This is a genomic window from Pedobacter psychrophilus (assembly GCF_001652725.1).
Lineage (GTDB): Bacteria > Bacteroidota > Bacteroidia > Sphingobacteriales > Sphingobacteriaceae > Pseudopedobacter > Pseudopedobacter psychrophilus.
This window is the reverse complement of record NZ_LWHJ01000030.1, coordinates 106,841-119,324: the sequence shown is the minus strand read 5'-3', so window position 1 is coordinate 119,324 and position 12,484 is coordinate 106,841. Positions and strand designations below refer to the sequence as shown.

Genomic DNA, 12,484 nt, shown 5'->3' with positions numbered 1-12,484 from the left:
ATATAATAAATATTATGCAAGCATAGCAAATTGAAGGTCTATTGATGTGCTTTTATTATTCGCTTTTCTATAGAAGAAGTAGAATATCCTTCTAAAAATGAGATTGCTTTTACATCGCCATCGTTTGCTAAAACTTCTTTTGCGCCAACTATCTGGTCAATTGTGTAATCTGCGCCTTTAACTAAAACATTTGGTAAAATGTTAGAGATCAATTTTATAGGAGTTTCATCATCAAATAGAATAACTGCATCTACAAAAAATAAAGCAGCTAATAAACTAGATCTGGATGTTTCATCACAAATTGGTCTAGTTGGACCTTTTAGGTTTTTTGTAGAAGCGTCAGAATTTAAACCAATAATCAATTTTGATCCTAAATCTGCAGCTTTAGAAAGATAATCTATATGACCTAAGTGCATAATATCAAAACATCCATTGGTAAAAACCAATTTTTGATTTTCGTTTTTCCAAACCTTCAATTGCCCTTCAAAATCTTTTAAAGAACCGTATATTTTGTTTTGGATAATATCAAGATTTTGTAACATCTACTTTATGTTTAGGTTGATAAACTATTCCTATTATCAATGCTAAAATACCAAAAATGATTACTAATAAAGTTTGTATGGCATGTAAAATAGTTGCATAAACTAACGCAGGTCCTGCACTAACATTTAGAAGTATTAAACATTGAGATACCATAAAATGAAATGCACCTATACCTCCTTGGATTGGAGCTATCATTCCAAAACTACCTCCAATAATGGTTAATAAAGCATTAGATAAAGTTAGATGTGAAGTTTCCTGTAGCATTTTAAACCCACAATAGGTAGAAAAAACATAAAAAAACCAAATAGCGATTGTATAAAAACTAAACAGAAATGGTTGCTCCATTTTTTTTAAACTCAACAATCCCTCTTTTAGTTGATTTATAAAACCTTTTATTTTAATTGCGAGTTTATTTTGTGAAGTAAAAATTTTAAAAATCAGATAAGTTCCAATCAATAAAATCAAAATTAATCCTATAAATAAATATATTTTAGATAATATTAATGTCTTAAAATCAATGCCTTGTGTAAAATGAAGAATAATCTCAAAATACAAACCTAATCCCATCAACACAATTATCCCTAAAGCAAATAAATCAATGATTCGCTCAGTAATTACTGTTCCAATCAGAGAAACAGTGCTTAAATCTTCTTTCTTAGATAGCCAGGCACATCTCATTATTTCACCAGCTCTTGGCAACGCTAAATTGGCAAAATAACCAATCATGATAGCGTTAAATACATTTAAAGTTGATGTTTTACTTTTCTTTAAAGGTTGAATTAACAATTTCCAGCGTAATGCTCTCAAATAATGTGGAATCATAACAGTTATAGCTGTTATTAAAATCCAAGTCTTATCAGCGTTAGCTAAATCATCCGGAAAATTAGAATGGTATTGAGTTTTAAAAAGGTAATAGGTAATTGCTATGCCCAGCAAAAAAAATAAAGTATATTTTAAAAATGCAATTGGGCTTATTTTCAATTTCTATTTTATCAAACGGTTATTTTCATCAGGGAAAACCAAAACAGGCTCATGTTTTTTAGCTTCTTCTAATTCTAAGTGGGCGTAAGATACAATAATTACTATATCTCCAATTTGGGCTAGTCTAGCGCATGAACCATTTAGGCAAATTGTTCCGCTGCCACGTTCTCCTTTTATAATGTAAGTTTCAAACCTAGCGCCATTGTTGTTATTTACAACTTGCACTTTTTCATTAGGAATCATGTTTGCAGCATCGATTAAATCTTCATCAATAGTAATACTACCTACATAATTTAACTCAGACTGAGTAACCTTTACCCTATGGATTTTTGATTTTAAAACTTCAATAATCATGATGCAAATTTAAAAAATAGTATTTAAAAGTATTGTTAGGAAAGCATCATATTATCTATTAGCCTTGTTTCGCCCACGTAACAAGCAATTAGTGCAATGGCATTAGATTTATCTTTCTCTTCAGTTATCTCTTTTAATGAATTTTGTTTACAAATTTTAAGATATTCTAATTTCACGCCATAAATACCATTATAAAAGTTTTTCGCTAGTTCTTTTAGTTCCGATAGCTTAAACTGATCAAAATTTTCTTTTACAAATTTTAAAGATTTATTGATTATTAGTGCTTTGGTACGTTCATCGGCATTTAGCCGTATATTTCTAGAGCTCATTGCTAAGCCATCTTTTTCACGGATAATTGAACATGAAATAACATCTATATTTAAATTAAAATCTTTAACCATTTTTTTAATGACTAAATATTGTTGATAATCCTTTTGCCCAAAAAAAGCCACATTTGGCTTAACCCAGTTAAATAATTTGTAAACAATTTGTGTTACGCCTAAATAATGCCCTGGTCTAAACTCCCCTTCTAACAAAGCGTTAAGTTCGCCCACATTATAATTCCAAATTTCCTCTTCAGTTGTATAGACTTCATCTGTTTCAGGATTAAAAAGCACATCACAACCAGCTTTTTCAAGCATGGCTATATCTTGTTCAATGGGTTTAGGATATTTTAATAAATCGTTTGGGTTATTAAACTGAGTAGGATTAACAAAAATACTAGCAATTGTTAAATCACAAATTTCCTTTGATTGTTCGATTAAAGATAGGTGTCCTTGATGCAATGCACCCATTGTTGGTACAAATCCAATTTTTAGAATAGAATTATTTAAAGTCCCTAAAAAATCGGTCAGTTGTTTTTGGGTTCTAAAAATTTTCAAAAATGCAAGGTTTTAATCGGCAAAAGTGTATAATTAGTTCTAAATATACAAAGCATTTAATTGCTTAATTGAAAAATTGCTATATATTCCGTATATTTGCGCTCTATAAAATACTTCTTAACAAAAACTTAACAAAGATTAGGATGGGAAAAACCAAGCTTTTGTTTATCACACATGAAATGTCACCATTTCTTGAACTGACAAAAATTTCTAAAATCACAAGAACATTACCACAAGCAATGCAAGAAAAAGGATTCGAAATTAGAATTCTTATGCCTCGTTTTGGTAACATTAATGAAAGAAGGAATAGATTACATGAAGTAATCAGACTTTCTGGGATGAACATTATTATTGATGAAACGGATAACCCTTTAATCATTAAGGTGGCTTCTATTCCGGCAGCAAGAATGCAGGTTTACTTCTTAGACAATGAAGATTACTTTCACAGAAAATATGTCTTTAATGATAATAAAGGCAAGTTTTATGCAGATAATGATGAGAGGGCAATTTTCTTTTGCAAAGGTGCATTAGAAACTGTTAAGAAATTAGGTTGGGCACCTGATGTGGTACATTGCCATGGATGGATGAGCTCTTTGATTCCTGCTTACCTAAAAACCAGCTACAAAGACGATCCAACTTTTAAAGAAGCTAAAATTGTTTATTCTTTATATAACCAAAGTTTTGATAATTCATTAGGCGCAGATTTTACTAAAAAAGCCTTGATGAAAGGTATGGAAAGTAAAGATTTAGAAAGCTATAATGACGGAACGCATACATCACTTAATATTGGTGCTATTGATTATTCAGATGCCGTTGTTATTGCTGACGACACAATATCTGAAGAGGTGTTAAACTATGTTAAAAAATCAGAAAAACCCGTTTTAGAATACGATTCTACATTAGATTTGGAAAATTATTACAATTTTTACCAAGAAATTGCGTCTGATGTATTAATATCAGTTGCTTAAAACTATTTAGAATTATATGAAATTTATTAAATCAGGCTTATTAACCACGTTAGTAAGTCTTTTTATTTTAGGAGGTTGCAAAAACGCATCAACAATTGGATTAGATGTTGACCCAACTTTAGATATCAATTCAAAACTAGTAGATACATCTACAGTTATTACCAAATTAGCTAAACAAGATACCGTTGTAGCTAACGGGACGGCAGTAAGTGTTTTAGGTTATTTTAAAGACCCTGTTTTTGGAATTACTACTTCAAACATGGCTTTGGCTGTATCATTAAGTACCGCACTCAATTTTGGTAAAACACCGGTTTTAGATTCTGCTGTTTTGGTTCTACCATTTGTTGGCTTCTATGGCGATAGCATCAACACAAATTATACAGTAGAAGTTAGACAACTCGACGAAACACTTTACGGCGAGCCAACTTTAGCTTATTACAACAATAAAAAATGGAAAACCAAATCCACTTTACTAGCCACTAAAAACTTTAGGGCAAATTTTAAAGATAGTTTAACCATACAGGATATTGTTGTTGGTAAAAAAGATACTGTTAAAAGAGTAATTCCTCAATTAAGGATTAAATTAGATCCAACTTTTATTACTAATAACATTTTAAAATTAGATTCAGTAAGCTTATTGAATAGTAAGGTTTTCAATGCTATTTTTAAAGGCTTATACGTTTCTTTAAATAAAACTTCTACAACACAAAATGGAGGGGTTTTTTCTTTTGATACTTTTACATCAGGAGCTGCTAGATTAGATTTATTTTATAAAAAACCGCAGGCTGGTACTGTAGTAGATACCGTTACCACATCTCTAAATGTTGAGGGAAACATTGGAAACGCAGTTTCTGAATTATCTTGGGATTTAACCGGCACAGTTGTAAATACTGAATTACTAAGTACCGCTAAAAATAGCACCACATTATATCTTAAAGGTTTATCCGGTACGCAATTAAAAGTGGATTTCCCTTATCTTAATACCATTAAAAATCTCGGCAAAAATATTACAATTAACCGGGCAGAATTGGTTTTCACGGTGGTTCCAGGAACAGAAACACCTTACAAACCCCTTCAGCGCTTAAGAGTTTACAGAAATGATATTGCAGAAAGACCAACATTTATTGCTGACGAAACTTCTTTTGATCGCAGGTATTTAGGACCTAATTTTGTAGGTGGTTTTTACAATGCTACACCTAAAGAATATAAAATTAACATGACGGGTTATGTACAGGATTTAGTAAGTGGAAGGGTAAAAAATTATGGCACTTTCGTAACTCCTAATGATTATATAGCTACAAATTCTCCAAATTCTGAAGTTTCTAAAACTGTAAATGTTTTTAATAACTTAGGAAGAACCATCACTGGAGGTGCTGCAGCTACTAATTATAAAGTAAAACTAAAGATTTATTATACAGAGCAGAAGTAAAATTATTTCCTTAATATTTTAATTGAAACTATATTTTGTAGATTAGCGCTTATCTACAAAATATAGTTTTTTTTATGTGCGGAATTGTTGGCTACATCGGTTTTAGGGATGCATATCCCATTATTATTAAAGGATTACAGCGTTTAGAATATCGTGGGTATGATAGTGCTGGTATTGCATTATTAGATTTAGAATCTCACCTTAATATTTACAAAAAGGCGGGTAAAGTACAAGATCTTGAGAATTTTATAGAAGAAAAAGATAAATCTGGAGTAATTGGGATGGGCCATACAAGATGGGCAACCCATGGTGCGCCAACAGATAGAAACTCTCATCCACATGAATCTGAAAGCGGAAATCTAGCGATCATCCATAATGGTATTATTGAAAATTATGGGGCTTTAAAAGAGGAAATGATTTCTAGAGGTCATGTTTTTAAAAGTGATACAGATACAGAAGTATTGATTCATCTTATAGAAGATATTCAAAATAAAGCTGGCATAGACTTACAACAAGCAGTAAGAGAAGCATTAAAAGAGGTAATAGGTGCTTACGCTATTGTAATCATGAGCAAGAAGGATCCTGAGATGCTTATTGCTGCTAGAAAAGGAAGTCCTTTAGTAATTGGCGTTGGTAAAAAAGAATATTTTATTGCCTCGGATGCTACACCAATAGTAGAATATACAAATAATGTTATTTATTTAGATGATAATGAAATTGCTTATCTAAAAACAGATGAGTTGGTTATCAGAACGATAGATAACACCATTAAAACTCCTTATGTACAAGAGTTAGAGATAAAGTTAGAGATGCTGGAAAAAGGTGGTTACGAACACTTTATGCTTAAAGAAATTTACGAGCAACCCAGATCAATATATGATTGTATGAGAGGGAGAATTTATCCTTTAGAAGGTAAAGTACAATTAGGTGGGATTAAAGAATATACCGAAAAGTTTAAAAATGCTCAGCGTATAATTATAGTTGCATGTGGAACTTCATGGCATGCAGGATTGGTTGGAGAATACTTAATTGAGGAGTACGCTAGGATACCTGTAGAAGTAGAATACGCTTCAGAATTTAGATACAGAAACCCAATTATTAACGAAAATGATATTGTAATTGCGATTTCACAATCTGGCGAAACTGCCGATACGATGGCAGCCATTGAAATGGCAAAAGAAAAGGGAGCAACCATTTTTGGGATTTGCAATGTAGTTGGCGCATCAATTCCAAGATTATCTCATGCTGGTATTTATACCCATGCTGGCCCAGAAATTGGAGTTGCATCTACCAAGGCCTTTACTGCACAAGTAACCGCCTTAACGCTTATGGCTTTTTATATGGCCGAAACCAAAGGGACTATAGCTAAAAGTAAATTAATTGGTCTTTTATCAGAATTAGAAAGAATACCTAAACTGGTAGAAAAAGCATTACAATCTGATCAATATATTTTAAGCATAGCAGAAAAATTTAAAGACGTTAGAAACGCATTGTTTTTAGGGAGAGGAAGTGGATTCCCTGTTGCTTTAGAAGGTGCGTTAAAATTAAAGGAAATTTCCTATATCCATGCAGAAGGTTACCCAGCCGCAGAAATGAAACACGGACCAATTGCTTTAATTGATGAAGAGATGCCGGTAATAGTTATTGCAACCAAAAATTCATCTTATGAAAAAGTAATCTCTAATATTCAGGAAGTTAAAGCTAGAAAAGGCGTGGTGATTGCCATAGTTACCGAAGGCGATACCGAAGTAACTAAAATGGCAGATTACTCCATTGAAATCCCTCATACCGACGAAGCCTTTTTACCTTTAATTGCAACTATTCCTTTACAATTATTATCCTATCATATTGCAGTTTTGAGAGGCTCTAACGTAGATCAGCCTAGAAACTTGGCAAAATCTGTAACGGTAGAGTAAGATTTAATTAAAAATAAAATAAAAAATCCTCATTGCTTAATTAACAATGCGGATTTTTTTAAAATAGTTAATTTATTTGTTTTGCTTTTAAACAATAAGTTTAAGTGATTATAAATGCTCTTTTAGGAATTAAAAATTTATAAAGAAGAATAATTTAAAGCCCCGGAATCTTTTTATTTTGAGCCGATAGAGTAACTGTTTGTACTATCCTTTTTGAACGGGTTTCTTTAGTTTTAGCTAGTTTTATATATCGTAATACAAACCTTTTGTTTGATGGTGAGAGAGATTCAAAATAATTAAAGGCCGATGGATTTTCAATCAGTGAAGTATGCAAATCAGGTGGTATAATTAAATTGTCTACATCATCCATAAAATTCCATAAACCACTTTGTTTAGAGGCAATTACAGAGCTTAAACCCGATTGATGAACCAGTCCTTCCTTTTCTAATTTAGCAAATCTTACTTTATAGGTTTGTGCCCAATGTTCTACTTTTCTTGGCGCAATAAGCTGCATGGTTCTTTCATCATCAAGTTTTCGTCTTATCCCATCAATCCATCCAAAACATAACAATTGGTCTAAAACTTCCTGAACAGAAACATACTTTTCTTTAATTTCCTTTTTAAAAGTAACCAGCCAAACACTTTCCTTTTGCGAGTGGTTTTTTAATAACCATTCTCTCAATTCAGATGAAGACGTTACTTCAATTTTCTCAAAGTTTTCTGTTTTAATCATTTATTTTCTAAATTCACATCTTAAACTAAACTAGCGTTTGATCTAAAAAGCAAAGAAATGGTAATGCTGCATTAAAGGTATCGGCTAATTCTGTAGCAAAGTTTTCTGAAAGAACTATTTTTTCATCAAAAGTTCTTTTAACTAAATATTGTTTAAGCTTTATGAGTTTAATATCAGGATGGTTATCATCATAACCCTTCGGCGGTCGAATTAAGGATTCGCCTATAATTTGATCAAAAAAATCCTTGAAAGTTTTATCGCTGATGATTTGATGTAAATCCGAACCATTATAATCTATTTCTTGCCTTACATTTTTTAAAATCTCAGTTTCGGGCTGGTGCAAGCCACTCATAATGAATGTCTCTACCGGCGAAACATGTATATAAAATTTACATTTCTTATCCTCACTATCCCTATCAATTAAAGAAGATATGTTGTTTTTGTACGGGCTTTTGTCTTTAGAAAACCTGATGTCTCGGTTAATTCTACTTACATATTTTTTAGGCTCTTTAATCACAATATCATCCAATTTTTTTAGCTCGTTTTGTAGAGCATCCATAAATTGGGCTTGGTTTTCTTTTGCTTGTTCCCAGCGATTTCTATTGGCTTCAAACCAGGGTTTATTATTGTTTTGTGCTAGTTCGCTCAAAAAATCTAATGTCTCTTTTTTAATTTTTACACTCATAAAAAATCAAATTTAATGTGCTGAGCTTACATCTACGGCACCACCTTTTTTAAACCTGGCTAAAAAAACGATGGGTAAAATACAGGCACAAACTATAGCTATTAATAAAAATCCTTCGGCATAACTTACCACTGCAGATTGATAAGAAACTGCCCCTTCTATGGCTCGGGTTGCCATTTCTTGGGCTTCGCCTAAGGATTTTCCTTGGCCTTGAAACCCTTTTACTAAACCAAAAAAACGTTCGTTTGCTTCTGGGCTGTATTGTGTTACGTTGCTAATTAAATCGTTTCTATGAATAGCAAAACGCCTAGTTACAAAAGTATTTACAACTGCAATACCAATTGCACCACCTAATAACCTTAACATATTAGACAAACCAGATGCTTGCCCAATAGCTCTACCTTTTAAACCTGATAATGTTAAGCCAGCAACGGGAACAAAAATAAACCCAAAGCCAAATCCTCTAATCATTTGTGGCCAAAACCAATCAAATTCTCCAGAAGCTGGTGTTGCTAAAAAATAAGTAATAACCTCATACAATATCACTGCAGAAAACCCTAAAAGCACTAAAAACTTTGGATTAACTCCTTTTTTAATTAGGGTAGCATTTAAACCCATCAACATCCCCGTAAGGAAAGAACTAGGTAAGATAAGTAATCCCGTTCTGGTGGCATTCCACCCTAAAAAGCTTTGTACAAAAACAGGATACAAAAATACCGAGCAATAAATAGCGATACCAAATGCCAAATTGAGCATACAGCCTACTATTACATTTCTGTTTTTTAAAATTCTTAAATCAACTACTGGGTTTTTAGCTTTTAGCTCTCTAATCACAAAAGCTATTAAACCTAGGCCAGATAAAATGGTTGTATAAAGAATAAAATTATTAGTAAACCAATCTTTACGTTCACCCTCCTCCAATACCATTTGTAAGCCACCTATCCCCATAATTAAGAATAAAACACCCAGATAATCTATTTTTCCCGTTTTCTCTCCTTTTAAACCCTTTATATATTTCCAGGAGAGAAAAGTGGCAATTATTCCAATTGGTACATTCACATAAAATATCCAGCCCCAAGAAAAATTATCCGTTAAATATCCCCCCAAAACAGGCCCAAGGGTGGGTCCCATTACTATTCCTGCTCCAAATATTCCGTTAGCTTTGTCTATTTCTTCTGGCGGAAAAGTTTCTACCAAAATGGTTTGAGCCGTGGCCAATAAAGCACCACCTCCAATACCTTGTACAAAGCGCCAAAAAATTAAAGTATAAATTGAACCAGAAAAACCACATAAAAAAGACGCTGTAGTAAACAATACAACTGAGGCCGTAAAATAAACTTTACGCCCAAATATGTTACTCAAAAAACCCGTAAGCGGAATAATAATAATATTTGAAATGGCGTAAGCTGTAATTACCCAAGCTGTTTCTTCAATGGTTGCCCCTAAATTACCTGCAATTTGCCTGGTAGCCACGTTTACAATAGAAGTATCTATTAACTCCATAATGGCACAAGTAATAACGGTAATGGTAATTAACCATTTTTTAGCGCCAACTTCGTAAGTGGGTTGTTGTTGCAAAACCATTTCCATAACTATTTTGTTTTAACGGCTACTTTAACACTCATTCCTGCTCTTAATGGGTACTCATTTCCGGTTTGTTTGTCTAAAATAATTTTTACTGGAATTCTCTGAGTAACTTTTACAAAATTTCCTGTAGCATTATCAGCTGGTAGTAAAGAAAACTTAGCTCCTGTAGCCTGTGAAAATGATTGTACTTTACCTGTAAAAGTTTTGTCTCCGTAGGCATCTACATCAACTTCTACTTCTTGACCTACTTTAACATTCTCAATTTGTGTTTCCTTAAAATTGGCCACAATCCAAGCATTTTCATTATCTGCTATAGCCATTAAAGGTTGCGCAATAACAACAACTTGACCTACTTGTACATTTTTTTTAGATACAACACCATTGCAAGGAGCTTTAATGGTACAGTAAGTAAGTTGTAATTGTGCGGCTTCTAAATTATTCTCGGCTTGTTTAACAGAAAGTTGAGCCAAACTTATTCCATTATCTGATGATTGTACGCTCGATTTTGTAGAAACAACCTGAGATTTAGACGCTTCTACCTGTGCTTGTGCCATCTTTAATTGTGCTTCCGCAGCTTCTTTCTCAGCCTTAATGCCATCAAATTGTTGTTGTGTAGCTGATTTTTGCGCTAATAAATTTTTAAACCTCTCGAAATTTTTATTGGCGACTTCTACCCTAACCTTTGCTGCTTCTACAGATGCATTTGCAGAAATAGTTCCGGCTTGTACTGTATTCACACTTGAGTTTGCCGTATTTTTATTGCTTTGCGATAGGCTCACATTTTGTTTTGCTAAAGCTAATGCTACTTCTGCTTGTTGAACAGCAATTTTGTAATTGGCATCATCTAATACAATTAAAACATCGCCTTCTTTTACCACTTGGTTATCACTTACCAATACTTGCTCTACCGTACTGTTTATTTTAGGAATTACTGGACTAATGTTTGCCTCTATCTGAGCGTTATCTGTGGTTTCTTTTCCACCGCAGCTAACTAATATTGTACTTGCAGCAAATAAAATATAGTATAATTTTTTCATCATTTTTGGATTTGATTGTTATCTCTGATTAATTGATTTTAATAGTTTTTTGTAGGCTAACTCAGCATTGGCTTGCGCCGATACCAAATTTAATTTAGCTTGTAAAAGCTGAGTGTTTGCCGTTAAATAATCTGTTGATGTAGTTGTATTTGCTTTAAATTTATTCTCCTCAACCCTAAAGTTCTCAGTAGCTTGTTCTATAGCTTTTTGGGCTAAACTAATTTTGTTCTTAGCCTGTAAAAAATTATTATAGTCTGTATTTACTTCAATCTGGATACCTTCCTTGGCTTGCTCTAAAACCGTATTAACTCTATCTAAAGCAAGCTTACTTTCCTTAATTTTATCCTTATTGGTATATAAATTAGAAATGTTCCAGTTTAAAAATGCACCGATATTCCATGTACCTGTAAACACAGGCTGATTAGGAAATTGTCTTTGGTTTGGCTGGTCGTAATTATAATTTGCACCTGCAGTTAACGTGGGTAAAAAATCTCCTTTAGCTAATTTTAAACCAGTGCCAGCTTGTTCTTTTCTTAATGTTAAACCTTTTAACTCCGCTCGGTTTGCTAAAGCTTTTTCTATATAAGGATTTAAATTATTTTCCGCTTGCGCTGATGCTGGTAAAGTTTCAGAAATATCTAAACCTTGATTGGGATTTAAACCCGTAAGAATGGTCAAATTAAATTTTATTTGAGCAATTGTATTCTCTAATTCAGATAAATTAGTTTCTAAATTGGTAACGGCTAAATCGATTTTTAAAGCTTCGTTTTCTAAAATAATCCCTTGTTTAACAAAATTAAGGGCGTCTTTTTTTTGATTGTTTAGTAATTCTATATTGGCATTAACTATTTTCTTAGATTGCTTAAGTGTATATAAACCATACCAAAGAGAAGAAATAGTATACGCCACCTCAGCCTTATTTTTTTCATTATCGAAAGCAATGGCTTGCTTATCAAAGTTTAATAACTGATTTGCATATTTAACTTTCCCGCCTGCCCAAATCAGTTGCCTTGCTTGTAAAGAATTGTAAGATTGATTTAAAATTTGAGGATTTAAAATTACAGTCCCTGTAGGAAACGAAACCTGAAAAGGAGTGATGTTATCGCTAATGCGGATGTAACTTAAATTTGCGTTAAGCTGCGGTAGAGCCAAATTTTTGTTTTGAGCAATTTTACTATCTGCAATTTGCGTATTAATGCTATCCAAAAGCAATTGTTTACTATGTGCTAAACCTAAGTTAACAGCTTGCTCTAAGCTTAAAACTTTGGGGTTTTGCGCATTAGCTCCTTGCCTAAACAATAGAAAAGTAGCTAAAAGAAGAATAGGTATTTTGAGGAGTAAACTTTTTTTCATTTATTATTTTGTTTAAC

The 12,484-nt window shown here is 32.6% G+C and carries 12 protein-coding genes; 3 read left to right on the top strand and 9 right to left on the bottom strand.

The window, feature by feature from the left end:
• Positions 1–38: 38 nt before the first annotated feature.
• The 4 genes from rfaE2 to panC are packed head-to-tail and all read right to left on the bottom strand — an operon-like array spanning position 39 to position 2,759.
• Positions 39–542, bottom strand: a complete 504-nt coding sequence (rfaE2, locus tag A5893_RS14225) for a D-glycero-beta-D-manno-heptose 1-phosphate adenylyltransferase (RefSeq protein WP_068823254.1) — start codon at positions 540–542, stop codon at positions 39–41.
• A complete protein-coding gene (locus A5893_RS14220; protein ID WP_068823253.1) occupies positions 526–1,524 on the bottom strand; it encodes a lysylphosphatidylglycerol synthase transmembrane domain-containing protein in 999 nt (332 codons plus the stop codon). The genes rfaE2 and A5893_RS14220 overlap by 17 nt, the downstream gene beginning before the upstream one ends.
• Before the next feature lie 3 nt (positions 1,525–1,527).
• Positions 1,528–1,878 (bottom strand): aspartate 1-decarboxylase, encoded by a 351-nt coding sequence (panD, locus tag A5893_RS14215; RefSeq protein ID WP_068823252.1) that lies wholly within the window; start codon positions 1,876–1,878, stop codon positions 1,528–1,530.
• Between the two features lie 35 nt (positions 1,879–1,913).
• Positions 1,914–2,759, bottom strand: coding sequence for a pantoate--beta-alanine ligase (gene panC / locus A5893_RS14210; RefSeq protein WP_068823251.1), 846 nt, complete (start codon positions 2,757–2,759; stop codon positions 1,914–1,916).
• A gap of 143 nt (positions 2,760–2,902) precedes the next feature.
• On the opposite strand from panC, the gene A5893_RS14205 reads away from it, so the two are divergent.
• The 3 genes from A5893_RS14205 (at position 2,903) to glmS (ending at position 7,072) form a co-directional block, all read left to right on the top strand.
• Positions 2,903–3,727, top strand: a complete 825-nt coding sequence (locus A5893_RS14205; protein ID WP_068823250.1) for a glycogen/starch synthase — start codon at positions 2,903–2,905, stop codon at positions 3,725–3,727.
• Positions 3,728–3,743: 16 nt separating this feature from the next.
• A complete protein-coding gene (locus A5893_RS14200) occupies positions 3,744–5,156 on the top strand; it encodes a DUF4270 domain-containing protein (RefSeq protein ID WP_068823249.1) in 1,413 nt (470 codons plus the stop codon).
• Between the two features lie 74 nt (positions 5,157–5,230).
• Positions 5,231–7,072: a glutamine--fructose-6-phosphate transaminase (isomerizing) gene (gene glmS, locus A5893_RS14195; RefSeq protein WP_068823248.1), complete on the top strand. Its 1,842-nt coding sequence runs from the start codon at positions 5,231–5,233 to the stop codon at positions 7,070–7,072.
• A gap of 154 nt (positions 7,073–7,226) precedes the next feature.
• Here glmS and A5893_RS14190 read toward each other — a convergent pair whose 3' ends face one another.
• From A5893_RS14190 to A5893_RS14170, 5 genes are read right to left on the bottom strand one after another with little or no spacing between them, the layout of a single operon-like run.
• Positions 7,227–7,805, bottom strand: a complete 579-nt coding sequence (locus tag A5893_RS14190; protein WP_068823247.1) for a YdeI/OmpD-associated family protein — start codon at positions 7,803–7,805, stop codon at positions 7,227–7,229.
• A 25-nt stretch (positions 7,806–7,830) separates the two neighbouring features.
• Positions 7,831–8,490: a DUF2461 domain-containing protein gene (locus A5893_RS14185; protein ID WP_068823246.1), complete on the bottom strand. Its 660-nt coding sequence runs from the start codon at positions 8,488–8,490 to the stop codon at positions 7,831–7,833.
• Between the two features lie 12 nt (positions 8,491–8,502).
• Positions 8,503–10,080 carry a DHA2 family efflux MFS transporter permease subunit gene (locus A5893_RS14180; RefSeq protein WP_068823245.1) on the bottom strand — a complete coding sequence of 526 codons (1,578 nt, stop codon included), beginning with the start codon at positions 10,078–10,080 and terminating at the stop codon, positions 8,503–8,505.
• Between the two features lie 2 nt (positions 10,081–10,082).
• Positions 10,083–11,114 (bottom strand): HlyD family secretion protein, encoded by a 1,032-nt coding sequence (locus A5893_RS14175; RefSeq protein WP_068823244.1) that lies wholly within the window; start codon positions 11,112–11,114, stop codon positions 10,083–10,085.
• A gap of 18 nt (positions 11,115–11,132) precedes the next feature.
• Positions 11,133–12,467, bottom strand: coding sequence for a TolC family protein (locus tag A5893_RS14170; RefSeq protein WP_068823243.1), 1,335 nt, complete (start codon positions 12,465–12,467; stop codon positions 11,133–11,135).
• Positions 12,468–12,484 lie beyond the last annotated feature (17 nt).